The following is a 26,518-nucleotide window of genomic DNA, read 5'->3' on the forward strand; positions in this document are numbered from 1 at the left end:
ATGCCTTCTACAAGGACAACGTGGTACCGGCGCTCATGAAGCGATTCTCGTATGGCACCCTCATGCAAGTGCCCAAGCTCGAAAAGATCACGATCAACATCGGAGTCGGTGCTGCCTCGCAGGACACCAAGTTGCTCCAGGCTGCCGTGAACGAACTCGAGCTGATCACCGGCCAGCGTCCGGCTGTCACGCGAGCCAAGAAGTCCATCGCTAACTTCAAGCTCCGCGAAGGCATGCCCATCGGCGCCCGAGTGACCCTGCGTCGCGCTCGCATGTTCGAGTTCCTCGACCGCTTCATCAACATCGCCGCTCCCCGTATCCGCGACTTCCGCGGATTCTCGGACAAGAGCTTCGACGGTCGCGGTAACTTCACGATCGGCATCAAGGAGCAGATCATCTTCCCGGAAATCGACGTCGATAAGGTCGGCAGGATCACGGGTATGGACATCACCTTCGTGACGTCGGCTGCCTCGGATGAAGAGGCCTACGCTCTTCTCCAGGAATTCGGTTTTCCATTCCGCAAACGGGACTAATCGCAATGGCTAAGAAGTGTATCATCGCTCGTAACGAGAAGCGCCAACGCCTCGCCGCCAAGTACGCTGTCAAGCGTGCCGAGCTCAAGGCTGCCGGTGACATGGTAGGACTGCAGAAGCTTCCCCGGAACAGTGCACCTACGCGCATTCGTTCCCGCTGCAAGATGACCGGGCGCGGCAAGGCCGTGTATCGCAAGTTCGGACTTTGCCGGAACATGTTCCGGCTCCTCGCCCTCGAGGGCAAGATTCCGGGCATCCGGAAATCCAGCTGGTAATCGGAGTTCCGACGACATTCTGACAACGACCATTCGACGACCACTATGCCAGTAACAGACACCATCGCCGACTTTATCACGCGCATCCGCAATGCGTCCGCCGCAAAGCACAAGACCCTGGATGTGCCGTGCTCGAACCTGAAGATCTCGATCGCCTCGATTCTCAAGGATCAGGGGTTCATTGCGGACTTCGAGAAGATCGAGAACGCCCATCAGGGTGTGCTGCACATCAAGTTGCGCTACTATCTCGGCCAGCCCGTGATCCGCGAGATCCGCCGAATCAGCAAGCCTGGTCGTCGTCTCTATGCGCCGGTCGACAAGCTTCCGCGCGTACGCAACGGCCTGGGTATCGCCATCGTCTCCACGCCTCGTGGCGTGATGACGGACAAGCAGGCCCGCCGTGAAAATGTCGGCGGCGAAGTTCTCTGCACGATCTGGTAACGCGAAGCTAAGGAGCATTCAACATGTCACGAGTTGGGAAGAAACTGATCAACGTCCCCGCCAACGTCCAGGTAACGTTCGATGGCGGCAACTGCAAGGTCAAGGGCCCGAAGGGCGAACTGACGTGCGCGGTAAGCGATGAGATCACCCATCACCTCAATGGATCCGAACTGACCTTCAGCCGCTCGTCGGATGACAAGAAGGTACGTTCCGTACACGGTCTTACGCGTGCCACCATCGCGTGGATGGTCGAAGGCGTGTCCAACGGATTCACGCGGAATCTGCAAATCGAAGGTGTCGGTTACAAGGTCGAAATGCGCGGCAAGAACCTGCTGCTCAACCTCGGCTTCTCGCATCCGATCCTCTTCATCCCCCCGGATGGCGTCGAGTTCGCCGTCGCATCTCCCACGGTCTTCGCCGTGAAGGGCGTCAACAAGCAACTCGTGGGCGAAGTGGCCGCCAAGGTCCGCAAGCTGCGTCCCCCCGAGCCGTACAAGGGCAAGGGCATCCGTTACGAAGGCGAATACATCCGTCGTAAGGCCGGTAAGTCGGCAGGCAAGTAAGGAACGAAAAGACTATGAAACGCAATCAACTGAAGAATGCACGCCGCATGCGCCGCAAGATGAGCGTGCGCCGCAAGGTTCACGGTACGCCGGAGCGCTATCGCCTGTCGATCTTCCGCTCGGTGAATCACATCTATGCGCAGATCGTGGATGACACGACGGCCAAGACGCTCGTCAGCGCTTCCACGAACGACAAGGAAGTCCGCGCGAAGATCGATGGTCTTTCGCGTGTCGAGCAGAGCCGTGTCGTCGGTACCGTTCTCGCGGAACGTGCCAAGGCAGGCAAGATCGCTACCGTCGCCTTCGACCGTGGCGGCTTCCTCTACCACGGCCGTGTGAAGGCCCTGGCCGACGCAGCTCGTGAACACGGACTGCAATTCTAATCGAACGACGACAACAGGAGAACTGTCAGTGGCAAAGCAAAAAGTCTCGGAACTGAACCTGAAGGACAAGATCGTCTACGTAGGCCGGACGGCGAAGGTCGTCAAGGGCGGACGTCGGTTCAACTTCTCGGCCATCGTCGTGGTGGGCGATGAGAACGGACACGTCGGCTATGGCCTCGGTAAGGCTGGCGAAGTATCCGATGCGGTAACGAAGGCAACAGAAGCAGCGAAGAAGGCTGTCGTCAAGGTCCGCGTGCAGGATGGAACCATTCCTCACCAGATCATCGGCAAGTTCGGTGCGGCCAAGGTCCTGATCCGCCCTGCAACGCCGGGTACGGGTGTCATCGCCGCCGGTGGCGTGCGTGCCATCCTCGAACTCGCCGGTGTCAAGGACGTGCTCACGAAGAGCCAGGGATCGTCGAATCCGCACAACACGGTGAAGGCTACCATGCAGGCGCTCACGGCACTCGATGATGCATCGGCCGTCGCAGCTCGCCGCGGTGTCGGCATCGAGAAGGTTCTCCACGGTTAAGCCAGGTAGAAAGGACCCATACCCATGAAATTGAAGATCACACAAGTCCGTAGCGTCATCGGTTCGCTGGAAAAGCACAAGGCCACGATCAAGGCCTTGGGCCTCGGACGTCCGAACTACGTATCGATCAAGCCGAAGAACATCCAGACGCTCGGCATGGTCAACGTGGTACGACACCTTGTTAAAGTGGAAGAAATTGCTGACTAAACTGCGAACGACAATGAAACACGTAGGAAATCTGAGCCCCGCTCCGGGCTCGCGCCACAAGAAGAAACGCGTCGGTCGTGGTGCAGGCTCCGGTCACGGTGGCACTGCCACGCGTGGCCACAAGGGTCACCAGTCGCGTAGCGGCTTCAGCCAAAGTCCCGGATTCGAAGGCGGTCAAATGCCTCTCATCCGTCGCGTACCCAAGTTTGGCTTCACCAGCATCAACCGCGTCGAGTATCAGGAAGTGAACGTTGCCACGCTGCAGCGCCTTGTTGATGAACGCCGTATCTCCGATGGTGTCGTCAATGCCTCCGTACTCTATGATCTGGGTGTTGTACGCAAGAAATCGGCACCGGTAAAGATCCTCGGTAACGGCGATCTGTCGGCCAAGTTGACCGTGACGGTCGACAAGGTCTCCGCCTCCGCCAAGGAGAAGATCGAGTCGGCCGGAGGAGTGGTAAGCGCCAATGTCTAATATCGTTACCACTCTCCGTAACATCTTTCGGATCGAAGAGCTCCGCACGCGGATCATCTTCACCCTCGTGGTGTTGCTGGCCGTGCGGATCGGCTCGTTTATCACGATCCCCGGTGTTGACGTCGACCTTCTGAGTTCCGCATCGTCCCTCGGCGATTCGGGGACGATCTTCGGTCTCTACGACATGTTCGTCGGAGGGGCCTTCTCGAATGCGGCCTTGTTCGCCCTGGGCATCATGCCCTACATCTCGGCCAGCATCATCCTGCAGATCGCCGGCGTCGTACTCCCGTCGTTGCAGAAGATGCAGCGCGAGGGTGAGGACGGGCGCCGCAAGATCAACCAGTACACACGATATCTGACGGTATTTGTAGCCGTCCTGCAGGCGTATGGCGTCACGTTGAAGATCGCCCAGACGACGGCAGGCCCCGGTGGCCTCTCCGTCGTACCGGATGCGGGATTCTTGTGGACGGCATCGTCGGTCATCATCCTGACGGCAGGAACGATCGTGCTGATGTGGCTCGGTGAACAGATCACGGATCGCGGTATCGGCAACGGTATCTCGCTCATCATCTTCATCGGTATCATCGCACGGTTCCCCACGGCCATCCAGCAGGAAATCTCGCTGATCTCCGCCGGTTCGAGAAACGTCGTCGTCGACCTCGTCCTCGTCGCCCTTCTCGCCGGTATCATCGCAGCGGTCATCCTCGTCACACAGGGCGCGCGCCGGATTCCGGTCCAGTACGCCAAGCGTGTCGTCGGCCGCAAGGTCTACGGTGGTACGACGCAGTACATTCCTCTGCGCGTGAATACGGCCGGCGTCATGCCGATCATCTTCGCCCAGTCGATCCTCTTCGTACCGGCTACGATCGCCAGCTTCTTCCCCGAAAGCACGGGTCTGCAGGAGTTCGCACGACTGTTCAGCGACCAATCTGTGGTCTATGCAATCGTCTACGGCCTGATGATCCTGTTCTTCACGTACTTCTATACGGCTATCGCCTTCAATCCGAAGGAAGTGGCCGATAATATGAAGCGCAACGGCGGCTTCGTTCCGGGTGTACGCCCTGGACAGCCGACGTCGGACTACATCGAGAACATCCTTACCCGGATCACGCTCCCGGGCGCCGTCTTCCTCGCGCTCATCGCCATCCTGCCCACGTTCGCTATCCGCGTTCTGCAGGTGCCGCCGCTGTTCGCGTCGTTCTTCGGCGGAACGAGCTTGCTGATCATCGTCGGCGTAGCCCTCGATACGCTGCAGCAGATCGAATCCTATCTTCTCATGCGTCACTATGACGGCTTCATGAAGACGGGCAAGATCCGTGGTCGTGCAGGAGCGATGTCCTGATGATGATGGCCTCCGTCGTCGATATTGCGCCTACTGTGCATTCGGCCGATGATATCCGGAAGCTCGAGGCGGCTGGCCGCCTCGTCGCCGATACGCTGGCCATGCTCAAGCCGCATATCGTACCTGGTGTGGCGACGCAGGACCTCGATACCATGGCGGAGGAGTTCATCCGCAGCCGTGGTGGAGAGCCTGCCTTCAAGGGACATGTGGTGAACGGGTTGACGTTCCCGTATTCGTTGTGCGTAAGCATCGACGAAGAAGTGGTTCACGGCATGCCGGGGAATCGCACGCTGAAGGCCGGACAGATCGTGTCGGTCGACTGCGGTGTCCGCAAGGACGGATTCTACGGCGACAGCGCGCATACGTTCGCCGTCGGTGAGATTTCCACCGACAAGCAGCGTCTGCTGGACGTCACGCAGGAAGCCCTTATGCTCGGTATCGAGCAGGCGGTGGATGGCAACAAGGTATACGACATCGCGAGAGCGATTCAGACGCACGTTGAAAAGCATGGATTTTCGGTGGTGAGGGAACTCGTGGGGCACGGCATCGGCCGTCACCTCCATGAAGAGCCTCCCGTCCCGAACTTCGTACCGGGCCTGTTGCACCGGTCGCGGTATCCCAACGTCAAGCTGCGCAGCGGCATGGCGCTCGCGATCGAGCCGATGGTGAACATGGGCATGTTCCATGTGCATACGGCCAGCGACGGTTGGACGATCTATGCCGCTGACGGCAAGGCGTCGGCACATTTTGAACACACAGTGATTGTGAGCGGTGACAAGCCGGTCATTCTCACGTTGATGAACTAACGCAAGGGAACGCATGGCGAGGGCAGACCTCATCCGCGTTGACGGCGTGATCGAAGACACGCTGCCGAACACCCAGTTCATCGTGAAACTGGAGAACGGCCACAAGATTCTGGCTCACGTCTCGGGAAAGATGCGCATGAACTTCATCCGCATCTTCCTTGGTGACAAGGTGACGGTAGAGATGTCCCCCTACGATCTCACGAAGGGTCGCATCGTCTACCGGTACAAGTAACGAAGAATAGATTGTAACAAAGGGAGTATTGTCATGAAGGTACAGGCATCCGTCAAGAAACGGAACCCCGACGACAAGATCGTGCGTCGCAAGGGTAAGGTGTACATCATCAACAAGAAGAATCCCCGCTTCAAGCAACGTCAAGGGTAATTGGGAGACTAACTGTGGCTCGTATCGCAGGTATTGATCTGCCGAAGAACAAGCGCGGCATCATTGCACTGACCTACATCTACGGTATCGGAGACAAGTTGTCGGGCCAGGTCCTCGAAAAGGCCGGAATGGACCCGAACAAGCGTGTGTCGACCTGGACCGACGATGAAGTAGCGCGGATCCGCCAAGTACTTGGCGACATCAAGGTAGAAGGGCAGTTGCGCTCCGAAGTGCAACTGAACATCAAGCGCCTCATGGATATCGGCTGTTACCGTGGGCTGCGTCACCGCCGTGGGCTGCCCGTACGCGGACAGCGCACGCGTACGAACGCACGTACCCGCAAGGGCAAGCGCAAGACGGTGGCCGGTAAGAAGAAGGCAGCGAAGAAGTAACGACAACTAGGATAACGGAACAATGGCAGCAGCGAAAAAGCGCGTGAAGCGCAAGATCGTCGCGGACGTACACGGCAAGGTGTTCGTTCGCGCTACGTTCAACAACGTGATCGTAACGATCACGGACACGTACGGTAACACGCTTGCCTGGTCGTCGGCCGGCAAGAACGGTTTCCGCGGCTCCAAGAAGAACACGCCGTATGCATCCCAGGTGTCGGCCGACAAGGCCGCACGCGAGGCCTTCGAAATGGGCCTGCGCAAGGTGGATGTCGTCGTGAAGGGCCCGGGAAGTGGTCGTGAAGCCGCCATCCGCGCATTGACGCAAGCCGGTCTGGAAGTGCTTTCGATCATGGATCAGACGCCCCTTCCGCACAACGGCTGCCGTCCGCCGAAGCGCCGCCGCGTATAATCCCGTTCCATGCCATGCGTGGGCGTGCGTGATGCTTCGCGCTCCGCTCGTCGATGCATTGCCGATTGTGCCAGTGAAATGATATTTCACTTTTTGCGAGACCCTGAGCTTATGAATACAACCATGCAGATGCCGGAGAAGGTCCAGATCGATGAGGTCACCGGTCCGTATCACTCCAAGTTCGTCCTCAACCCGCTTGAGGAAGGATATGGTGTGACGATCGGTAACGCGTTCCGTCGCGTACTCCTCTCGTCGATCCAGGGTGCCGCCATCGTTGGTGTGAAAATCAGCGACGTACAACACGAGTTCCAGACCATTCCCGGTGTGACCGAGGACATGTGCGAGATCATCCTCAACCTGAAGGAAGTTCGCCTTGCCCTCAACGACAAGAAGGCCGCAAACCGCATCACCTTCCGTATGAAGGGCCCCGGGATCTGGTACGGTAAGGACATCGAAGCCGCAAATCCCGGTATCACCGTTCTCGATCCCGAAAAGAAGATCGCCACGCTCGCCGATGATGCGGACTTCGACGTCGAACTCCGTATCGGCAAGGGCAAGGGCTACGTTCCTTCCGAAGATCAGAACAGCTCGGACTTCCCGGTGGGTATGATCGCCATCGACGCGATCTTCACGCCGATCAAGAACGTCGTCTTCACCGTCGAACCCTATCGTGTCGGTCAGAAGACGGACTACGAGCGCCTGATCCTCGACGTCCAGACGGACGGATCGATCACGGCACAGGAATCCGTGCAGCATGCTGCCGAGATCCTCAGCGAACACATCGCACTCTTCCTCGGCGTCCGCAAGGAAGTCGCGGTGGCCGAGAACACTCCTTCCGAGAACAGCAATGCGAATTCGGACTTCATCCGCATCCGTCGTGTCCTCATGACGTCGGTGGATGATCTCGAACTCTCCGTACGTGCACACAACTGCCTCAAGGCAGCCAGCATCAAGACGATGGCCGACCTCGTCAGCCTGCAGGAATCGGAACTCCTCAAGTTCCGCAACTTCGGCCGCAAGTCGCTGGCCGAGCTGGCGGACGTCGTCCAGGTTGCCGGACTGACCTTCGGTATGGATGTCGAGCCCTACCTGCGTGAAGAACCCAAATCGGCCGAATAACTCGCCGTACACCGAACAAGAAGACGAACAACGATTAAGAGATCTGAGCCATGAGACACAACGTAGCAGGACGCAAGCTGAAGCGCACGGCGAGCCACAGGCGCGCACTGTTGTGCAACCTTGCAACCTCCTTGTTCGAGCACAAGCGCCTCGTGACGACCGAAGCCAAGGCCAAGGAACTGCGCCCATTCGCCGAACACCTCATCACGCGCGCCCGCAATGCACACAATGCAGAGAAGGCCGGTTCCGTCCAGGGTGTGGATGTGCACAGCCGCCGTATGGTAGGCCGCTTCATCCGTAACAAGGCCGTGCTCCAGGAACTGTTCGATACGATCGCACCCCTGGTGGCAGAACGTAACGGCGGGTATACGCGCATCACCAAGATCGGTCTCCGTCGTGGTGACAACGCCCCAGAAGCCGTGATCGAACTCGTGGACTGGTCGAATCCGCAGGATGGTCGCGTCAGCACGAAGACCCGTGCCAAGGCTACGACGGCTGCTCCCAAGAAGAAGGCCGCCGCCAAGAAGGCCGCACCTGCAGTCGCCGCAGCACCCGTTGTTGCGGAAGCAGCTCCGGTGGCGGAAGTCGAAGCTCCGGTCGCCGATGCACCCGTCGTGGAAGCAGCTCAGCTGGCGGATACGGCACCCATCGCCGAAGCATCCACCATGGATGCACCCGAAACGGCAGCCGATACGGACGAAGAGCCCAAGACCGAAGCATAACAAACGAAGACTACGAGGATTCCGACGCCGGACCAGCGGTCCGGCGTTTTCCTTTTTATGGCACAGGATCACATCAGCGTCGAATTCATCAAGGGTGCCGTCCAGCCGGACCAGTACCCCGATCTCGGTCTGCCCGAAGTGGCGATGATCGGGCGCTCCAACGTGGGGAAGTCGTCGCTGATCAATGCCATCGTACGTCAGGGCAACGTCGCGCGCGTCAGCAACACGCCGGGCAAGACGCAGGAAATCAACTTCTTCGCCACCAATCTCGGCATCGTCCTCGTCGACCTTCCCGGCTACGGCTATGCATCCGTGAGCAAGGAACGTCGGGAACTGTTCGCCAAGAGCATCAGAACCTATCTCTTCAATCGTACGCCGCTGGCCCTGGTATGCGTGCTGATCGATGGCCGCCACGATCCGCAACCTCTCGACATGGCCATGCTCGAAGAGCTCGAGATGAACGGACGGAACTTCGTCGCCGTGCTCACGAAGTGCGACAAGCTGTCCGCCAAGGACGTCGAACGACGTCATGCGCAGGTGAAGGAATTGCTGTCGCAGTGCCGCTTCGCCGTGGACGTCATCGTCACGTCGTCGAAGACGGGAGACGGTCGCAGCAGCCTCATCGGCATCATGAAACGAACCCGAGATCAACATCAACAGGCATCGTCATGAGTAGCAAGCCTATCGTTGGTATCATCATGGGAAGTGATTCGGACCTGCCCGTCATGCGGGATGCGGCCATCATTCTCGAAGAATTCGACGTTCCGTACGAAATGCGCGTCGTCAGTGCTCACCGTACACCTGCCGACATGGCTGAGTACGGAAGCACCGCTCACGAACGCGGTATCAAGGTCATCATCGCCGGTGCCGGAGGTGCAGCGCATCTGCCCGGCATGACGGCTGCGTTCTCGCCCCTTCCCGTCATCGGAGTACCGATTCCCACGCGGCATCTCAAGGGTATGGATTCCCTCATGAGCATCGTCCAGATGCCCGCCGGTGTTCCCGTGGCCACCGTCGCCATCGGTGGCGGCCGCAATGCCGGCCTTCTCGCCATCGAAATGCTGTCCATCGCAGATCCTTCACTTCTGCAGAAGCTCATCGTCTTCAAGCAGCGTATCGCCGAAGAGTCGAGAGCGAAGAACGACCATCTGTAGGCCGTACGGCCGCACTCCATATTCGGCGAACCACCGGAGCCTGCGTATCCGTCGACCACGATGTGATACCGGGTATCCATGCCGTCATGTGGCATCGTTTCTGCCCCGGATACGATCGATGTCCAGCGTTGCATGTGCCCCGTTCGGCGGGTCTTTCGACCTGCCGTGAAATGACAACACAGCAATTCGAAGATTATTTAGCAAATTGCGCGCTTCCCAAGGATACGACCCCAATCCCTTGACCACACGACACACATATCGATCCGACCGACGACGAATGCTGCTGCGGGAATCCGGGCAGTGTCTTCGCAGGACGATCTGTGTCGTTCTTTCACTCTGACCCCTCCCGCAGCGAAGTAGCAGGAATGCACGCGTAGGTACGCAAGTACACGGCATTCTGCACCGCCACATATCGCCCCATTCCAGTCCGCATGAATCATGCCCACACGGGAAGTGTGTGCTCGTGCCGTCGTCGTGATCATTCATCCTTAACCCTTTTGTTTGCCGTTCATGGAACAGTCAACACTCGAGGTCGAATTGCCCGTCGTCATGGTGACCGTGGCCGATGCCTCACACGAACGCTATGCCGAAGAGATCGTGGAAACGATCTTCCTTGCCGCACAACAGCGTGGCACGGGTATCGCACGCCGTACACCGGAATACATCGTGCAGAAGATGCGCGAAGGCAAGGCCATCGTGGCCATCACGTCGGATGGGCATTTCGCCGGTTTCTGCTACATCGAAACATGGGAGCATGGACGTTACGTGGCGAATTCAGGCCTGATCGTCGCGCCGGACTTCAGGAAGCTCAACCTCGCACGACGCATCAAGCGTGCTGCCTTCGAGCTGTCCAGGAAGAAGTATCCGACAGCGAAGATCTTCGGCATCACGACCAGCGCCGCCGTCATGAAGCTCAACAGCGAGCTCGGCTACATTCCCGTGCACTTCTCGTTGCTGACGACGGACGAAGTGTTCTGGAAGGGATGCCAGAGCTGCCCGAACTACGATATCCTCCAGCGTACCGAACAGAAGATGTGTCTGTGTACGGGCATGCTGTTCGATCCCGAAACACAACAGAAGGAAACACCATGAACCGCGTACTGCTGGCATTCTCCGGCGGCCTGGATACGAGCTACTGTGCACGCTATCTCGCCGTGGATCTCGGGATGGAAGTCCATACCGTCGTCGTCGATACGGGCGGGTTCTCCGACGCCGAACTCGACCGCATCGCCGAACGTGCCCAGGTATGTGGTGCCACGTCGCATGCCACGCTCGACAGGACGGAGCAGTTGTACGACGACGTACTGCGATACTGCATCGCCGGGAACGTTCTCAAGAACGCGGCCTATCCACTCTCCGTCAGCGCCGAACGCGTCGTGCAGGCCATCGCCATCGCCGAGCACGCGCGTACGATCGGCGCCACGCATCTTGCGCACGGCAGTACAGGTGCCGGCAACGACCAGGTCCGCTTCGATCTCATCTTCCGTATCCTCTGTCCCGACCTTCCCGTCATCACACCGATTCGCGACCAGCGACTGAGCCGCGACGAGGAGATCGCCTATCTCTCTACCAATGGTGTGGAAGGCGACTGGACGAAGGCCGCCTACTCGATCAATCAGGGAATATGGGGCACGACGATCGGCGGACGCGAGACGCTGACGTCGGGTGATCCGCTGCCGGAACATGCCTACCCGAGCGCGACGAGCGATGACGATCATCCGGAGAACAGCGAAGGCCTCGTCGTCAGCTTCGTCGATGGAGAGCCGGTGGCTCTCAACGGTACGACGATGGAACCCGTCGACGTGATACGCATGCTCAACGAGCGCGGCACGGCGTGGCGCATCGGCAGGGGAATGCATGTCGGCGATACGATCATCGGCATCAAGGGGCGCGTCGCCTTCGAGGCGCCTGCGGCATCGATCCTCATCGAAGCGCATCGCGTCCTCGAGAAGCATACACTCACGAAATGGCAGATCAATCTCAAGGACCAACTGTCCACCTGGTACGGACAGCTCCTGCACGAAGGTCAGTTCCTCGAACCTGCCATGCGCGATATCGAAGCGTTCTACAGGCAGACGCAGGAGCGGGTAACCGGCGACGTCACCATCGAACTCCGTGATCGCACGTTCGACGTACTCGGCATCTCGTCGCCGAACGATCTCATGCAGTCGTCGTTCGCGACGTACGGAGAAGTGAACCGTGCGTGGTCGGGAGACGATGTCAAGGGCTTCGCCACGATATCGGCAATCACGACGACGATCCATCGCACCGTGGATAACGAACAGCCGGCGACGGGGAGCGCACGATCATGATCGGTATCGTCGGTGGCGCAGGCTATGCGGGCGGCGAACTCATCCGCCTCCTGCTCGGACATCCCGAAGTCAGTGTGAACGACCTCGCCGTCGTCAGTACATCCCATGCGGGCCAGCCGGTCGGTGCAGCTCATCCCGATCTTGCCGGTACGACGACGCTTCGGTTCACGAACGAGCTGCCTGCGGATCCCGACGTCGTCTTCCTCTGCAGCGGGCACGGTCAGGCGAAGCGTTTCCTGTCCGGGAATCCTCTTCCGGATTCGACGATCGTCATCGATCTCAGCCAGGACTTCCGTCTGGACGATGCGTGGACCTACGGTCTACCCGAACTGCATCGCGAGCGTATCCGCACGGCGAAGCGCATAGCCAATCCCGGATGTTTCGCCACGACCATCGAGCTGGCCCTGCTGCCGCTCGCGGGCGAAGGGCTGCTGCGTGATGACGTCACCGTGACGGCGATCACAGGATCGACGGGCGCGGGCCAGGCTCCGTCGGATACCACGCATTTCTCGTGGCGTGCGAACAACCTGAGCGTCTACAAGGCCTTCGATCACCAGCATCTTCCGGAGATCCATCGTACGCTTGCCGCCGCCGGGAACGACACCGACGTGATCTTCGTCCCGATGCGGGGTCCGTTCCAGCGCGGTATCATGGCATCGTGCCTGATACGGTGCGAGCGTTCCGCCGCCGCCATCATGAAGCTCTACCGCGACCGCTACGAAGGCCATCCCTTCGTCGTCGTGGCCGACGACCTGCCCGATCTGAAGCGCATCACCGGAACGAATCGCTGCTGCGTCGGACTGCAGCATCAGGGCGATCATCTGCTCGTCGTGAGCGTACTCGACAACCTGTTGAAGGGTGCGTCGGGGCAAGCCGTGCAGAACATGAATCTCACACTCGGCTACGACGAGACGGCAGGACTCGATCTCCGGGCCATCGCCTACTGACGTCTATCGAACAGGGACACCATGAATCCATTGCCGGTCTATTCGCTGATGCCGATCGAACTCGTGCGCGGAAGTATGTCTACCGTGTGGGATGCCGACGGCAATTCCTATCTGGACCTCTACGGCGGTCATGCCGTCATCTCCATCGGTCATGCCCATCCGGCCTACGTACAGGCCATCGCGGCGCAGGCCGAACGTCTCGGCTTCTATTCCAACAGCGTCAGGATCCGCATCCAGGAAGAGTTCGCAGAACGTCTCGGCATCGTCTCGGGATACGACACGTATAGGCTGTTCCTCTGCAACAGTGGTGCGGAAGCCAACGAGAACGCCTTGAAGCTCGCGTCCTTCGTGACGGGGCGCAGCAGGATCGTGGCCTTCGACAAGGCCTTCCATGGCCGTACGTCGCTCGCCGTTGCCACCACGGACAATCCGAAGATCGTCGCTCCGGTCAACAGGACCGATAACGTCACCTTCGTGCCGCTCAACGACATCGAGGCCGTGCGCGCCGAGCTCGATCGTGGGGACGTCGCCGCCGTCATCGTCGAAGGAATCCAGGGCGTGGGTGGTATCCGCATGGCGGACGACGACTTCCTCGTCGCCCTCGATACGGAATGCCGCAAGCACGGTGCGATGCTCATCCTCGACGAGATACAGTCCGGATGCGGTCGTACCGGACGATACTTCGCGCATCAGCATGCAGGTATCCGGCCACCGCTCGTCACCGTCGCGAAGGGAATCGGCAACGGTTTTCCCATCGGTGGAGTACTCGTATCGCCGGACATCGACGTCTGGGACGGTATGCTCGGTACGACGTTCGGTGGCAATCACCTGGCCTGTGCCGCAGCCATGAGCGTGATCGACGTCATGGAGTCCGATGATCTCATGCAGCGGGCCGCGGAGAACGGTGCGGTACTGGCGAATATGTTGCGCGACGTACCGGGAGTGACCGACGTACGTGGCCGTGGCCTCATGATCGGTATGGATATCGATCATGGCGCGGCAGCCGTCCGGACGTCGCTCGTGCAGGATCATCGTATCCTCACCGGCAACGCTTCCAACCCGAAGACGATACGGTTGTTGCCCGCGCTCAACGTTTCCCGCGAAGAACTCGACCGGTTCGTGCAGGCTCTCTCTTCCACGCTGACACTGGAGACGACATGAAACGCTTTACCTCCGTCCATGATGTACTGGCCGGTCCCGGACTCGACACCGTACTCCGCGATGCCCTCGAACTCAAGCGTTCGTCATGGATGCACGAGACGCTGGGTCGCCGCCGTACGCTCGGCCTGCTCTTCATGAATCCGTCCTTGCGGACACGCATGAGCACACAGAAGGCAGGAACCCTGCTCGGTATGGATGTGATGGTGCTGAATGCCGGCAGTGATTCATGGACGCTCGAAACACGCGATGGCGTCGTGATGGACGGCACCGCGACCGAACATATCAAGGAAGCCGCAGGCGTTATGGGGCAGTATTGCGATGTTCTCGGCATCCGCACCTTCGCCGGCCTCAAGGACCGTAACGAGGATTACAATGAAGAGGTCATGGAGAGTTTCATAAGATATGCCGGTGTTCCCGTCGTCAGTCTGGAAAGTGCCACGAGGCATCCCCTGCAGAGCTTCGCCGATCTCATCACCATCGAAACGCTGAAGCGGACGGCGCGGCCGAAGGTCGTCCTGACGTGGGCGCCACATCCCAAGGCACTTCCGCAGGCAGTGGCCAACTCCTTCGTCGAATGGATGTCGGCCGCTGACGTCGATCTCGTCGTCACCCATCCTGAAGGATACGATCTGGCCCCGGACTTCATGCGGGGCGTCACGATGATGCACGATCAGGATGCCGCCTTCGAGGGGGCCGACTTCATCTATGCCAAGAACTGGTCGAACTACGGACAGTATGGTGCCATCACGTCGATGGATCCGTCATGGACGGTGACGGTCGACAAGATGAAACGCACGAACGACGCACGGTTCCTGCATTGTCTGCCCGTGCGACGCAACATGATCGTGACGGATGAGGTGCTGGACGGACCATGGTCGGCCGTGCTGGAGCAGGCCGGCAACCGCGTCGTCAGCGCCCAGACGATTCTCATGCACATGGTGAAGGAGCTGCAGGCATGACGGTAACGGTCGTCAAGGTCGGTGGTGCCATCGTCGAGGACGCGGCATCGCTCACGAACTTCCTGGATACGCTCGCACGGCTTCCGCGCCCGTTCGTCCTCGTTCACGGCGGTGGAAGCCTTGTGACGAGAACGGCCGAATCGCTCGGAATTCCCCAGACGATGATCGAGGGTCGTCGGGTCACCGATGCGCGCACACTCGACATCCTCGTCATGATCCTCGGAGGGCTCACGAACAAATCCATCGTCGCCGGACTTGCGGCCCGGGGTGTCGCTGCTCTCGGTATGACGGGGCCGGACGCGGGAATCATCAGGTCCGCGAAGCACCGTGATCCATCGCGCGACTACGGCTTCGTCGGAGACATCACCGACGTCGATGGGCGACGCATGATGGAACTCATGACGGGCGGTGCGACGCCGCTTTCGCTCGTGCTGGCGCCTGTCACGCACGACGGTGCCGGACAATTGCTCAACACGAATGCCGACAAGGTCGCATCCGCCGTAGCATCCGCATTGGGGACTGTTGCCGACGTCGATCTCGTCTACTGTTTCGACAGGGATGGCGTGCTGATGGATGTCGCCGACGATACGTCGGTCATTCCGACGCTCACACGTGCGGAGATGGACGATCTGTATGGCAAGGGTGTCATCGTCAAGGGTATGGTTCCGAAACTCAATGCAGCCTTCGCCGCTCTCGATGCGGGGGTGCGCAACGTCCGTATCCAGTCCGCGGCCACGCTCGGTACGCGGTCGGGCACGGCCATCGTCAGGACGGATGCATGATGCAACAGCGGTATGACGAAGCGCTCGCACTGTTGAAGCGTCTGGTATCGACGCAGTCGTACAGCAGGCAGGAGGGGGATACGGCCGTCATCGTAGCGGACTGGCTGCAGGAGCGTGGCGCGGAGCCCGAGCGATACGGCAACAACGTCGTCGCCTGGCATCGATCCTCGATCCCCGGTGCACCCGTTCTCCTGTTGAATTCGCATCACGACACCGTGCGGCCCGGTAACGGATGGCTGACGGATCCGTTCGACCCAGTCGTCCATGACGGCAGGCTCACCGGTCTCGGAAGCAACGATGCCGGCGGTTCTCTCGTCGTCCTGCTCGCGGCTTTCATCGCATTGCTCGATCACACGGATCTGCCGTATACGATCTGCATGGCGGCGACATCCGAGGAAGAGATATCGGGCAGCGACGGTATGGCCATGCTGGTACGACAGTGGATGACGGACGGCGTGGACATCGCCGTAGCCATCGTCGGAGAACCGACGGGGATGAACATGGCCATCGCGGAGAAAGGACTCGTGGTACTCGACTGTACTGCACGGGGGCGTACGGGACATGCTGCGAGAGACGAAGGGGAGAATGCTATCTATGTCGCCATGCGCGATATCGAGTGGTTCCGGACCTTCACGTTCGATCGTGTCTCACCCATGCTCGGTCCGGTCAAGATGACGGTCACGCAGATCGAGGCCGGGAGCCAGCATAACGTCGTGCCCGACGAATGCCGCTTCGTCGTGGATGTCCGTACGACGGATGCCTACGTCAACGGCGAGATCGTCGATATCATCCGTGATCATGTACGATGCGACGTCGTACCGCGAAGCCTGCGGCTGCAGCCTTCGTCGATCGTGGAAACCCATCCACTCGTCCTTGCAGGCAAGCGCATCGGCATGACGACCTACGGTAGCCCGACGCTCAGCGATCAATCCCTGCTTCCTCCCGGCGTTCCGTCGCTGAAGATCGGTCCGGGAGATTCCGCACGTTCGCATACGCCGAACGAATACCTCCATCTCGACGAACTGCGTCATGGCGTCGACGTCATGATCCGCTGGATCGAACTATTCATGGAAACGACATGAAACTATGGGACAAGGGAGCGCCCATCGATGCGCTCATGCAGGAGTTCACTGTAGGTGCCGATCGCGACATGGACGTACGCCTCGCGCGCTGGGACGTCGTCGGCAACATCGCCCATGCCTCGATGCTGGTTTCGGTCGGCCTGCTGACGAAGGACGAAGGCGACACGCTGGTGGCCGAGCTCGGCGACATGCTCGAGTCGATCGACACCCACGGCTTCGTGATCGACGCCGGCATGGAGGACGTCCACTCCCAGGTGGAATACCTCCTCACGCAGAAGCTCGGTGAGGTCGGCAAGAAGATCCATACCGGCCGCTCGCGCAACGACCAGGTCCTGCTCGACATCAAGCTCTGGCTGCGTCACGAACTGCGGGGCATACGCCAGCAGGTGCTCGATCTCGCATCGACATTGCTGACGAAGGCCGAGCGGCACATCGATGTTCTCCTGCCAGGCTATACACATTATCAGGTGGCGATGCCCTCGTCGTTCGGACTCTGGTTCGGTGGCCATGCGGAAGCATTGCTGGAGGATGTGAGAGTGCTCGACATGGCCATCGACGCAGCCAACGCCAATCCGCTCGGATCGGCGGCTGGTTATGGATCGTCCTTCCCGCTGGACAGGGAGCTCGTCACCCGCGCGCTCAACTTCCAGCGCATGCATGTCACGAGTACGTTCGCACAGCAATCGCGCGGACGCACGGAACGTCTTGCCGCCGTCGCCATCGCCCAGGTGGCGAGCACGCTTGCTCGATACGCGACGGACGTCGTGCACTACATGTCGCAGAATTTCGGCTTTGTGACCCTGCCCGTGGAGTTCACGACGGGGTCGAGCATCATGCCGCACAAGAAGAATCCCGACATCTTCGAAGTACTGCGTGCCCGTTGCAACCGGCTTCAGGCCTTGCCGGTGGAGATAGGCTACGTCACGACCAATCTTCCGAGCGGATACCATCGTGACCTGCAGTTCGTGAAGGACCGAATCGTTCCGGGAATCGACGAAGTCTCGTTGTGCCTGCGTATCGCCGATCACGTCTCACCTCACGTGCAGCCCGTCGACGACATCATGAGCGCCGACCTCTATCGCTATGCCTTCACCGTCGACCGCGTCAACGATCTCGTCGTCTCCGGTATGTCGTTCCGTGACGCCTACCGTACCATCGGAGCGGAAGTCGAGAACGGAACCTTCACCGCACCTTCCGAGCCTGTTGCGTCGACGCATATCGGAAGTATCGGCAATCCGGGGCTGGGCATCCTGCGCGAGCGGCTGCAGCAGCATAGATCCACGAGAGTCTGAGGGTAGTCGGCGGTATCAGTTGTCCCGCATCTTCCGGTCGTCGCCCGGACACCAGAAGGCGATGGCCAGCCAGGAGAAGAGGATCCCGAGCATGCTGCCTGCGATGACGTCGCTGAGGTAGTGGACGTTGTACAGCAGTCTGCCTGCGGCGATGGAGAGTCCGAGACCCCACGCCAGCCATCGCATACGGGGCCATGCGAAGCTGCCTGCGACGGCGATGGCGAGGCCCGTCGTGGAATGGCCTGACGGAAACGATTGCCAGAGATAGTCCATGCTGAACGTGAACGGGGCTGCACTCGATATGCTCTGGTCGATGAGGAGTGGCGGCCTGGATCTGCTCACGAAGATCTTGACGATGTTGGCCGCGATACCCGAGGTGGCCACTGCCGTGAACAGTGCGAGGTGGCGCCGTGCGACGTCACGATCGTGCCCCCATGCGACGGCGGCGACGACGGCGGCAACGAGAAGTATCCAGTGCGACTTCCCCGCTTCTTCCAGCCATCCTCCTAACGTCAGCATCCACGGCGTCTGATGATCGTGGATCCAGTGCGCTAGGGGGACGTCGATCCACATCATACTGATGCCACATGCGATGGAGCCCGCGAGAAGAATCAGGATACGCTGCCTCACTATTCCTATCTCTCCGATGATTGCCAATGTCGTCCAAAAATAGCGAAGCCCGGCTCCATGGGAGCCAGGCTTCGGATGGACGTCGGATGTGGCGCTCTCAGCGGGCGACGACGAAGCGTACGTTGTTGCGTCCCGTCGTCAGTGTATAGACGCCGTTCGGAAGGGAGCGTACGTCGAGCTGTGCCCTGCTGCCACTGCTGGCCACCAGGAGTGGTGCGGCATCGATCATCGTGCCCATCGGCGATACGATCCGCGCCTGCATCGTCGAAGCGGCATCGAAGCCGTCGATCGTGAGAACGGACGCTGCGGGAAGGGGATATGCCTTCGGTGCGCTTGCCGGGGCATCGGCGGCTACGGAGGTGGCATCGTCGAGATCGTAAATATCGATACCGGAATCGGCATCGTATCCGCCGGTGACGAAGGCGCGGGTGACCCACAGTCTGCCGTCGATCACGGCGATGGCTTCCGGCTTCGCACCGAGGGCGATACGACCTGCACGGTCACCCGTGGCAAGGTCGAAGATGCGAACTTCCGCAGCGAAGGTGGAGACGAAGAGGCGCCCGTCATGGATGCAGCTCTCACGGGGACCTTCGAAGCCCGACGTGCCGACCAGGATGGTGTCGACGGCCTTCTTCTCTTCGAGATCGATGACGACGATCCAGTGCGAGCCGTTGACGGTAACGTAGGCCATCCTGTCGTCGATCGTGATGTGGTTCGGCGTATCGCCGACGTCGATCGCCGTCTTCGACTGATTTTCCCATACTTCGACACGACCGTTGGCGCTGCCGAAGACGCCTTCGTTGACGACGGCGAAACCGGCGTGCGTCGGTTCGCTGCCGAAGTTGTACCAGGCGATCTGCTGCGGATTGATGCCCGCATCGAACGTCATCGTCTGCGTACCGCCGGCCAGGTGCAGGGAGACCGTGCCCGGCTTGACGAAGTCCGGAGCGTTATGGGAGGTCACGATGAGATTGGCGTTATCGTTATAGCCGACGCCGTTCACGTTCGACAGGGGGAGTGTGTTGATCTTCGACTTGTCGGATACCTTGTAGATATCGAGGCCGCCGTCGACGCCGATGAAGAGCTTGTCGTTGGCTTCGGTGGAGAATGCCGGGCGCGAGCTCTTGACGTTGGCCCAGGGAAAGGCCGTCTCCGACTTGGTGCCGAGAGTCAGACGATCGATGACGATCCACTGTGCGGGACTGTCTTCGGCCTCGCGCTGGCCGTTGAAGTTCACGTCGATGCGGTTGGTCAGGACGTGGATCTCGGACGAGGTGACGTGCATGGCCACCGGCTGTCTCGGTGTCGTGATCGTCTGGACCTGTGCCGTCAGGGAAAGTGCCGATGCCAGGAATATCGATGCCAGGGTGCTACGTATCATGACGTGCTCCTTTCAGTACGCTGTTGGCGCAGCGCTGCGACGCGAAGGTCGCGACCGAAAACGAGATAAGGCAGGTCTTCCGGCTCCGGTCCGTCTTCCGTCCCGTCTTCCCATGCCCTGGCAGGCACAGTGACCATCTCCCAACAGGGAGATATGGGACGATCGTCGACCGTTACGGCGGCGCAACCGCGCGGGATTCTCACCCGACTTCCCTTTTCATGCTTCGTGAAGAAGCAACCCTATCCTTGAATTGTGGGCACAAAGGTACGCTGGCCGGGGCAAATAACGGGGCCGTTCGGTTGCATTATCTTTGCACATGCAACACCGACACGTCCTGTACCTGATCTCCTGGCTGGCCACCGTGTGCGCCGGTCTCAGCGCTACGCTGTTCAGCGTCTACCTCCCTTCCATCGTCGCCGACATCAACGGTACGGCCACACCGCAGGGCATCGCGCGGACGGGTTCGTATGCGGGAGCGGCCTTCCTGCTCGGCTGGGCCGTCGGGGGTGTCTTCCTCGGTGCGATGGGGGACAGGATCGGTCGCAAGAGGGCTTTGCTCATCAGCACGCTGGCCTGCACGCTCGGAATGGGGCTGACCGGCTTCGTGGTGTCGCTGCCCGACCTCGTCATCCTGCGTGCGATGACGGGCGCCGGTGCGGGTGGCATCCTGCTCATCACGGCCGTTCTCGTCTCCGAGGCCTGGGCGAATTCCACGAACCGGGCCCGTATGGTGGGAATCCTGATCAATGCGTTTCCCGTGGGCTTCATTCTTTCGGGTGCCTTCCAGGTTCTGACACCCGATTTCCGCACAGCCTATCTCTTCGCCGGTATCACCGTAGCGGTGGCCGTGGCCGTGCAGATCGTCGTGAAGGAAAGCGACCTGTGGTCGCAGCGTGACCGTGAACGCAGGACGACTGCATCGGTGTGGCATTCGGCACACCGTCGCGACCTCGTCGTGGGATTGATGCTGTTCGGCAGCATGCTGGTAGGACTGTGGGCCGCCTATACGTGGATGCCGACGTGGGTTTCGTCGATCAGCACGCCGGACCAGCAGCGCACGGCGCGCAGTATCACGATCTCGCTGCTCGGTGTGGGAGCGATCCTCGGCGGTATCATTTCGGGGACGGTGTCGAATATCGTCGGACGCCGCAAGGCGGCAGCCATCGGCTATCTCGGTGCCTTCGGTATGTCGTGCGCACTCTTCCTTCAGCCCCAGGCACAGCCGTCGATCATGTTCGGCATGACCCTCGTGCTGTCGCTGTTCATCGGATTCAATCAGGGGGTCTTGACGGGCTACATTCCCGAACTCTTTCCGACGCTCGTACGTGCATCGGCGACGGGTATCAGCTTCAATGTCGGACGGCTCGTGACGGCCGTCACCGTCTTCTTCGTCGGTGTGCTCGTGACGGTACTCGGCGGATACGACAAGGCCATCTTCACGTTCGCCTTCGCCTACGTCGTCGGCTTCTTCACCCTGTTCTCCGCACGCGAAACGAAGGGACAGGCCCTGCCCGACTGATCAGGGAACCATGTCCGGTAACGCATAGGGATCGACGACGCGGCGCACGACGATGCCGACGGCTGCGGCCGCTTCGCAGTTGGCGCCGGAGTCGTCGAAGAGCATGGTCCTCTCGGGATCGGCATTCATGATGTCGCACGGATAGAGGAAGGCCTCCGGGTCAGGCTTGCGAAGTCCGGTCTGACATGAAAGGAACAGGCCGTCGAAGAGCGGCAGCAATGCCCTGCACTGTGGAATCACGTGCATCAGGTGCAGATCGCTGATATTGCTGAGCAGGACGACGGGTGCCGTCCTGCGTGCCTTCCGTACGACGTCGACGGCATGGGGGAAGGGCTCTTTCAGCAGCGCACACCATGCGGCGTCGAGCTCGGCATCGGTGCAGGTGAATCCCCACTTCGTACGCATGGCCGCACGGAATTCCTCGTTCGTGACCTCACCGCGGTCCACAGCGAGAAAGATGTCGTCCTGTTTGTCGACGCCGAAATGGATCGGCACTCCATTGTATCCGGCCAGGGCATGCATGGCCTCACGGGTTCTCGTGAAGTCGATGTCGTAGAGCACTGCGCCGAAGTCGAAGATGATCAGATCCATAACGTCTCAATAGCGGAAATAGACCCAGCGTTTGTCGTCGATGGTGCTGCGCGAGCGGACGCCGGCGAGCCATCGGTCATAGGCTTCGGCATGCTGGGACTCGACGAGTGCCGCACCGTTGAGCTGCATGAACATGCCGAATTCGTCGGGATTGGCCTTGACGATGTCGCGGATGTTGACGACGTACCATCCGTTGTCCCCATAGACGGGACCGATGATGCCGCGTACGCCCTGATCGTAGATGCCCTTCGCTGCGAGCGTATCCATGAGCTCGTCGCCGATCATGCCTCCACGGTCGATGGTGACGTCGCGGTAGATCTTCGCATCCCGGGGATGCTCGGCGATGACGAACAGACCTTCGGGCGTCAGTGCGCACATGTCCTTGAGCTCGCGGGCTTCGCGGCTGCGCCCGAGACACGTACGGTCATGGATGATGTCTTTGCGTACTTTCTCGATGGCGGCATCGAAGGGCATGGGGCCGGGAGGAACGCTGTCGACGACGATGGCCACGAGCACACCACGTTCCGGAGTGTCCACCGGATCGCAGGCTGCCGCCACCTGCGTCCTGAACGCCGCGTCGGCGACTGCATAGGATCCGAACAGGCGTTCGTCGATACCGAAGTACGGCGAGACTTCGATCGGCTTGTGCGCAGCCTGGGCGACTTCACCGAGCTCCTTGCCGGCTTCGTAACTCTCGATCGTCGCCTCGACGTTCTGCAGGATGCTGTCGAGCGTAGGTTTCGTGGCGTCGATCGCCGTGTTCAGGGCCGTAACCGCATAGCGCGGGCGTGTGCGTGACGGACCCTTCAGGACCGAGTCGATGCGCAGGACGTGGAGTCCGTCCTGAAGCTTGACGGGGCCTACGATGTCGCCACGCTTCTTGCCGCGGCAGACATTGTAGAAGGGGGCGTGATCGGCGGAGTCGGGATCCACGACCGCATTGCCCGATGATGTCGTCCGTGCGACGGACTGGAAGAGGGAGTCGCGCAGACGTCCTGCCGGTCTCCGCATGCAGTCCTGGACGAAGTTGGTGACGTTCCTGATGATCATCGCCGAGTCGGCGCGCGATGCCTCCACCTTGAAGGCCATGAAGACGAGGCGGCGCAGTTCGTGTTCCGTGCGGTACTGCGCCTTGTGCTGATCGTACCATCGCTGGAGTTCGGCTTCCGTCGGTTCCTTCGTGTTCGGCAGGCAGGGGAGGAAGATGACGTCGGCCGAGCATCGCGATGCGGCGTTCTCGAACGATGCCCTGAGTCGTGAGCTGTCGACCGGAATCTCCTTGGCGAGCGCTTCACGAAGACGGACGTCCAGCATCGTCATACGGACGCGGTCGCGGAGGTCCTTCATGCTCGCCTTGATGTCGTCGATCTGCTGCTGACGCGCATTGGCCGGAATGTCGTCCGAATGGGCGCGTACCAGCGAGTCCGGCGAAAACAGCATGGCTCTCAGAAGCGACGGATCGAAGCGTCCCTTCTCGTCCACGATGCCGCGGCGTACGTAGTCGGGCGTTCTGTTCAGCAACAGGCTGTCCACATCTCCCATCGTGACGTCGATCCGCCGCTTGCGGCACTCCTGGAACACGAGCGTACGTGTGACGAGGTCGTTCCATGTGGCTTCGATGATATCGGGCTGTGACATCGGACGGCCGAGCTTCGCGAATTCCGTACGTCGGCCGACCTCGCGGGCCATTTCTTCGAGGCGGATCGTATCGCCGTTGACGATGCCGGCGTAGGGCTGGGCATGGAGGCAGGCGAAGGCACAGGCGAACAGGACGAGAGGGAGCAGGATAGGTCGTGTCTTCATGTCCGCAAAATAGCTTCTGGGGTTGAGACTGGACGACCGGTATCTTTGCCCAGGAGGAATCGTGAATTCATTCACCATCGTACGCATCAAGCGCAGGCTCAAAGCCCTGCTCATGGATGCACCCGAACGGCAGATGACGGTAGGAACCATTATCGAAGCGCTCGCCGCCGACGGATTCAGGGCATCACCGGACGTATTGCAGGTCATCGTCAATGGAAGTTCGCAGCGGATGTTCGACTACGTCGACGACGGCAATGCGATCCATCTGCTCGAGGATGGAGGGGACCTATGAAGCTGCGCCTGAGTATTCTCGACCAGTCGCCGGTCGTCGACGACATCGCGGCGGCCACGGCGATCGGCAATACCATGGATCTCGTCATGCTCGCCGAGCGGGAGGGATATCATCGGTACTGGTTCGCCGAACATCATGGCGGCGCTTCCTTCGCATCGGCTACGCCCGAGCTGATGATGGCATACGCCGCGGCACGGACGTCGACCATACGTCTCGGGTCCGGCGGTATTCTTCTCGGTCACGCTGCCTCGCTCAAGGTGGCCGAAACGCTGCGGATGCTCGAAGCACTCGCACCAGGCCGTATCGATGCGGGATTCGGGCGGGCGCCGGGCGGAGATGGACGTGTGGCACGGGCGCTGCACTACACTCCCGTCGAGGCGATGACCAGGCTGGATGAAGTATTGCGTTATCTCCGGGATGGACGTCAGCCGTCGCAGGACGGCGATGTCGTGGCCGTTCCGGATGGAGCGGGGATGCCCGAAGTATGGATGCTCGGAACGAGTCCCGACAGCGCTCTGGCCGCCGCCCGTGCAGGCCTGAGCTATGCCTTCGGCGCCTTTATCGATCCGACGCGGATCGACGCCTCCATGGCTGCCTACTGGAACAACTTCGTGCCGTCGGTATGGTGTCCGGAGCCGACGACGATGATCGCGACCGTCGCATTCTGTGCCGATACGGATGCTGCGGCCCAGGATCTTGCGCACTGCAGCGAGGAATGGTTCGTGCAGTCCTTCCTGCGCGGACGGAATACGCGTTTCCCGTCGAAGCCCTCGATGGCGTTCAACGATCACGAACAGGCCATCGCCGCCATGAGGCGCAGTACCGTGCATATCGGTACCGGGGCGGCTGTGAGCCAGGCCATCGAATATCTGGCGCGACGCTATGCTGCATCGGAAGTAGCCGTGGTGACGATCACGGCGCGGCATGAAGACCGACGACGTTCCTATGAATTGCTGATGGCGGCGCATGGAAGCGTTTGACCCGGTTGCATATCGGCGAGGCCGATCGACTCTCAGCGATAGTCCGGAATGTTCAGACCGAGAACGATGTCGCGTCGGATCGTGAGTATCCCGTTCTCGACGTGCGGATGCACGATTCCCGAGCCTCCGCGTTTGGGCAACCTGTCGCGTCTCGACTGCGTCAGCAGCGAATCGTCGTCGAACATGAAGTCGTCGATATAGTATTCGTTGATATCCGGTTCCTTCACGACGGCATGGATGTGCTCGGGCTCGGTCCCATCCGCGTACGCTGCGGGCCTGAACGTATGGAACGTATACCGGCCATCCGCACCGGTCCTGATCCATCCCCGTACGAAGCCATGGCGCTTCGCCCATCCCGTCTCGTTGCCCGTTCGTGCATAACGTCCCCGACGATCCGTGTGATAGATGTAGAGGATGACGTTCGGAGCGGGAGTGATGCCGTCGCGTTGGAAGATGGTGCCCCTGACGACGAGCTTCGGTTCGTTGTCGGTATACGATGGCAGGGTGTCGACGGGAAACAGTGGCGTATTCCCGTATTCGTGGATGGCCTCACACCCTTCGCACGGACCGCCGACGTGCCCACCGACGGATCGCGACGATGCCCGCCGGTCGCTGGTCTGTGCATCGCACGACGTCAGGATGATCGTGAAGACGATGGCGAGAAGGATCGGATGCATCATGATGGTGTTCCGGTGTGAAGCCTTCTGTTACTCTTGCGATCTTTTGATTGTTGGCCTAAGGTGGTTGAGACCGGGGCGCGGCGAACAGGATGAACCTTGACCGTGGTGATCTGTCACGGTCAAGGTTCTCCGGTTATTGTCGCAATGTTCAACCGTTCTTCCGCAACTGCGAAGTAGTCCGATGGCGATGGGTCAGCCATAGTACGATAGCAGACGAAGCCAATGCCGTCACGATCTTGATGTAGATATTCTTCGGTAGGTATTGTTCACCACCGATCTGGATATCGATGCTGTTGATGGCCTCCGCTCCTCCATAAAGAAAGAATGCCAAAACGAGCCATTGCACGGTCCATTTGAGTATAGACATTTGTC

At 60.2% G+C, this 26,518-nt stretch carries 35 protein-coding genes and 1 other annotated feature; of the genes, 29 read left to right on the forward strand and 6 right to left on the reverse strand.

Annotation, left to right across the window (positions count from 1 at the left end):
• Nucleotides 1-35 precede the first annotated feature (35 nt).
• The 26 genes from BGO89_09145 (at nucleotide 36) to BGO89_09270 (ending at nucleotide 18,270) form a co-directional block, all read left to right on the forward strand.
• Entirely contained in the window at nucleotides 36-533 is a 498-nt protein-coding gene (locus BGO89_09145) for a 50S ribosomal protein L5 (protein ID OJX57331.1), read from the forward strand.
• 5 nt (nucleotides 534-538) lie between these two features.
• Nucleotides 539-808, forward strand: a complete 270-nt coding sequence (locus BGO89_09150; GenBank protein ID OJX56698.1) for a 30S ribosomal protein S14 — start codon at nucleotides 539-541, stop codon at nucleotides 806-808.
• A 45-nt stretch (nucleotides 809-853) separates the two neighbouring features.
• Complete coding sequence (locus tag BGO89_09155; protein ID OJX56699.1) at nucleotides 854-1,249, forward strand: 30S ribosomal protein S8; 396 nt, start codon at nucleotides 854-856, stop codon at nucleotides 1,247-1,249.
• Between the two features lie 23 nt (nucleotides 1,250-1,272).
• A complete protein-coding gene (locus BGO89_09160; protein OJX56700.1) occupies nucleotides 1,273-1,812 on the forward strand; it encodes a 50S ribosomal protein L6 in 540 nt (179 codons plus the stop codon).
• 14 nt (nucleotides 1,813-1,826) lie between these two features.
• Complete coding sequence (locus BGO89_09165; protein OJX56701.1) at nucleotides 1,827-2,195, forward strand: 50S ribosomal protein L18; 369 nt, start codon at nucleotides 1,827-1,829, stop codon at nucleotides 2,193-2,195.
• 22 nt (nucleotides 2,196-2,217) lie between these two features.
• Nucleotides 2,218-2,727 (forward strand): 30S ribosomal protein S5, encoded by a 510-nt coding sequence (locus BGO89_09170; protein ID OJX57332.1) that lies wholly within the window; start codon nucleotides 2,218-2,220, stop codon nucleotides 2,725-2,727.
• Nucleotides 2,728-2,751: 24 nt separating this feature from the next.
• On the forward strand, nucleotides 2,752-2,934 hold the full coding sequence (locus BGO89_09175; protein ID OJX56702.1) for a 50S ribosomal protein L30: 183 nt from the start codon (nucleotides 2,752-2,754) through the stop codon (nucleotides 2,932-2,934).
• 13 nt (nucleotides 2,935-2,947) lie between these two features.
• Entirely contained in the window at nucleotides 2,948-3,409 is a 462-nt protein-coding gene (locus BGO89_09180) for a 50S ribosomal protein L15 (GenBank protein ID OJX56703.1), read from the forward strand.
• Nucleotides 3,402-4,751 (forward strand): preprotein translocase subunit SecY, encoded by a 1,350-nt coding sequence (locus BGO89_09185; GenBank protein OJX56704.1) that lies wholly within the window; start codon nucleotides 3,402-3,404, stop codon nucleotides 4,749-4,751. The genes BGO89_09180 and BGO89_09185 overlap by 8 nt, the downstream gene beginning before the upstream one ends.
• Before the next feature lie 5 nt (nucleotides 4,752-4,756).
• Entirely contained in the window at nucleotides 4,757-5,557 is an 801-nt protein-coding gene (locus BGO89_09190) for a type I methionyl aminopeptidase (GenBank protein ID OJX57333.1), read from the forward strand.
• Between the two features lie 13 nt (nucleotides 5,558-5,570).
• Complete coding sequence (locus tag BGO89_09195; GenBank protein OJX56705.1) at nucleotides 5,571-5,789, forward strand: translation initiation factor IF-1; 219 nt, start codon at nucleotides 5,571-5,573, stop codon at nucleotides 5,787-5,789.
• A gap of 33 nt (nucleotides 5,790-5,822) precedes the next feature.
• Nucleotides 5,823-5,939 (forward strand): 50S ribosomal protein L36, encoded by a 117-nt coding sequence (locus BGO89_09200; GenBank protein OJX56706.1) that lies wholly within the window; start codon nucleotides 5,823-5,825, stop codon nucleotides 5,937-5,939.
• 14 nt (nucleotides 5,940-5,953) lie between these two features.
• Nucleotides 5,954-6,331: a 30S ribosomal protein S13 gene (locus BGO89_09205; protein OJX56707.1), complete on the forward strand. Its 378-nt coding sequence runs from the start codon at nucleotides 5,954-5,956 to the stop codon at nucleotides 6,329-6,331.
• A gap of 22 nt (nucleotides 6,332-6,353) precedes the next feature.
• Nucleotides 6,354-6,740, forward strand: coding sequence for a 30S ribosomal protein S11 (locus BGO89_09210; GenBank protein ID OJX56708.1), 387 nt, complete (start codon nucleotides 6,354-6,356; stop codon nucleotides 6,738-6,740).
• A gap of 111 nt (nucleotides 6,741-6,851) precedes the next feature.
• Complete coding sequence (locus tag BGO89_09215; GenBank protein OJX56709.1) at nucleotides 6,852-7,859, forward strand: DNA-directed RNA polymerase subunit alpha; 1,008 nt, start codon at nucleotides 6,852-6,854, stop codon at nucleotides 7,857-7,859.
• Between the two features lie 50 nt (nucleotides 7,860-7,909).
• A complete protein-coding gene (locus BGO89_09220; protein OJX56710.1) occupies nucleotides 7,910-8,581 on the forward strand; it encodes a 50S ribosomal protein L17 in 672 nt (223 codons plus the stop codon).
• Between the two features lie 57 nt (nucleotides 8,582-8,638).
• Nucleotides 8,639-9,253: a hypothetical protein gene (locus BGO89_09225; GenBank protein ID OJX56711.1), complete on the forward strand. Its 615-nt coding sequence runs from the start codon at nucleotides 8,639-8,641 to the stop codon at nucleotides 9,251-9,253.
• Nucleotides 9,250-9,735, forward strand: coding sequence for a 5-(carboxyamino)imidazole ribonucleotide mutase (locus tag BGO89_09230; GenBank protein OJX56712.1), 486 nt, complete (start codon nucleotides 9,250-9,252; stop codon nucleotides 9,733-9,735). The genes BGO89_09225 and BGO89_09230 overlap by 4 nt, the downstream gene beginning before the upstream one ends.
• 549 nt (nucleotides 9,736-10,284) lie before the next feature.
• Nucleotides 10,285-10,827, forward strand: coding sequence for a GNAT family N-acetyltransferase (locus BGO89_09235; GenBank protein ID OJX57334.1), 543 nt, complete (start codon nucleotides 10,285-10,287; stop codon nucleotides 10,825-10,827).
• Entirely contained in the window at nucleotides 10,824-12,047 is a 1,224-nt protein-coding gene (locus BGO89_09240; protein ID OJX56713.1) for an argininosuccinate synthase, read from the forward strand. Before BGO89_09235 ends, BGO89_09240 begins: the two co-directional genes overlap by 4 nt.
• Nucleotides 12,044-12,994, forward strand: a complete 951-nt coding sequence (locus tag BGO89_09245) for an N-acetyl-gamma-glutamyl-phosphate reductase (protein ID OJX56714.1) — start codon at nucleotides 12,044-12,046, stop codon at nucleotides 12,992-12,994. Before BGO89_09240 ends, BGO89_09245 begins: the two co-directional genes overlap by 4 nt.
• A gap of 21 nt (nucleotides 12,995-13,015) precedes the next feature.
• Complete coding sequence (locus BGO89_09250) at nucleotides 13,016-14,155, forward strand: aspartate aminotransferase family protein (GenBank protein OJX56715.1); 1,140 nt, start codon at nucleotides 13,016-13,018, stop codon at nucleotides 14,153-14,155.
• A complete protein-coding gene (locus BGO89_09255) occupies nucleotides 14,152-15,114 on the forward strand; it encodes an acetylornithine carbamoyltransferase (GenBank protein ID OJX56716.1) in 963 nt (320 codons plus the stop codon). Before BGO89_09250 ends, BGO89_09255 begins: the two co-directional genes overlap by 4 nt.
• Nucleotides 15,111-15,896, forward strand: a complete 786-nt coding sequence (locus tag BGO89_09260; protein OJX56717.1) for an acetylglutamate kinase — start codon at nucleotides 15,111-15,113, stop codon at nucleotides 15,894-15,896. Before BGO89_09255 ends, BGO89_09260 begins: the two co-directional genes overlap by 4 nt.
• Nucleotides 15,893-16,978, forward strand: a complete 1,086-nt coding sequence (locus BGO89_09265) for an acetylornithine deacetylase (protein ID OJX56718.1) — start codon at nucleotides 15,893-15,895, stop codon at nucleotides 16,976-16,978. The genes BGO89_09260 and BGO89_09265 overlap by 4 nt, the downstream gene beginning before the upstream one ends.
• Nucleotides 16,975-18,270: an argininosuccinate lyase gene (locus BGO89_09270; protein OJX56719.1), complete on the forward strand. Its 1,296-nt coding sequence runs from the start codon at nucleotides 16,975-16,977 to the stop codon at nucleotides 18,268-18,270. Before BGO89_09265 ends, BGO89_09270 begins: the two co-directional genes overlap by 4 nt.
• A gap of 15 nt (nucleotides 18,271-18,285) precedes the next feature.
• Here BGO89_09270 and BGO89_09275 read toward each other — a convergent pair whose 3' ends face one another.
• Nucleotides 18,286-18,900, reverse strand: a complete 615-nt coding sequence (locus BGO89_09275) for a hypothetical protein (GenBank protein ID OJX56720.1) — start codon at nucleotides 18,898-18,900, stop codon at nucleotides 18,286-18,288.
• Nucleotides 18,901-18,997: 97 nt separating this feature from the next.
• Nucleotides 18,998-20,281: a hypothetical protein gene (locus tag BGO89_09280; protein OJX56721.1), complete on the reverse strand. Its 1,284-nt coding sequence runs from the start codon at nucleotides 20,279-20,281 to the stop codon at nucleotides 18,998-19,000.
• A 51-nt stretch (nucleotides 20,282-20,332) separates the two neighbouring features.
• Nucleotides 20,333-20,538: a binding site (cobalamin riboswitch), on the reverse strand.
• Nucleotides 20,539-20,597: 59 nt separating this feature from the next.
• On the opposite strand from BGO89_09280, the gene BGO89_09285 reads away from it, so the two are divergent.
• Nucleotides 20,598-21,800, forward strand: coding sequence for a hypothetical protein (locus BGO89_09285; protein ID OJX56722.1), 1,203 nt, complete (start codon nucleotides 20,598-20,600; stop codon nucleotides 21,798-21,800).
• On the opposite strand, the gene BGO89_09290 is transcribed toward BGO89_09285, so the two are convergent.
• Nucleotides 21,801-22,391 (reverse strand): hypothetical protein, encoded by a 591-nt coding sequence (locus BGO89_09290; GenBank protein OJX56723.1) that lies wholly within the window; start codon nucleotides 22,389-22,391, stop codon nucleotides 21,801-21,803. It lies immediately after the preceding gene.
• A 6-nt stretch (nucleotides 22,392-22,397) separates the two neighbouring features.
• Entirely contained in the window at nucleotides 22,398-24,194 is a 1,797-nt protein-coding gene (locus tag BGO89_09295; GenBank protein OJX56724.1) for a hypothetical protein, read from the reverse strand.
• Nucleotides 24,195-24,255: 61 nt separating this feature from the next.
• On the opposite strand from BGO89_09295, the gene BGO89_09300 reads away from it, so the two are divergent.
• Together BGO89_09300 and BGO89_09305 are read left to right on the forward strand one after the other, a co-directional pair.
• Nucleotides 24,256-24,486, forward strand: a complete 231-nt coding sequence (locus BGO89_09300; GenBank protein ID OJX56725.1) for a hypothetical protein — start codon at nucleotides 24,256-24,258, stop codon at nucleotides 24,484-24,486.
• A complete protein-coding gene (locus BGO89_09305) occupies nucleotides 24,483-25,466 on the forward strand; it encodes a hypothetical protein (GenBank protein OJX56726.1) in 984 nt (327 codons plus the stop codon). Before BGO89_09300 ends, BGO89_09305 begins: the two co-directional genes overlap by 4 nt.
• A gap of 32 nt (nucleotides 25,467-25,498) precedes the next feature.
• On the opposite strand, the gene BGO89_09310 is transcribed toward BGO89_09305, so the two are convergent.
• The gene (locus BGO89_09310) at nucleotides 25,499-26,143 is read right to left on the reverse strand and encodes an intradiol ring-cleavage dioxygenase (GenBank protein ID OJX57335.1); all 645 of its coding nucleotides are present in this window, start codon (nucleotides 26,141-26,143) and stop codon (nucleotides 25,499-25,501) included.
• Between the two features lie 151 nt (nucleotides 26,144-26,294).
• Nucleotides 26,295-26,513 (reverse strand): hypothetical protein, encoded by a 219-nt coding sequence (locus BGO89_09315; GenBank protein ID OJX56727.1) that lies wholly within the window; start codon nucleotides 26,511-26,513, stop codon nucleotides 26,295-26,297.
• Between the last annotated feature and the right edge of the window lie 5 nt (nucleotides 26,514-26,518).

Source organism: Candidatus Kapaibacterium thiocyanatum (assembly GCA_001899175.1).
GTDB lineage: Bacteria > Bacteroidota > Ignavibacteria > Kapaibacteriales > Kapaibacteriaceae > Kapaibacterium > Kapaibacterium thiocyanatum.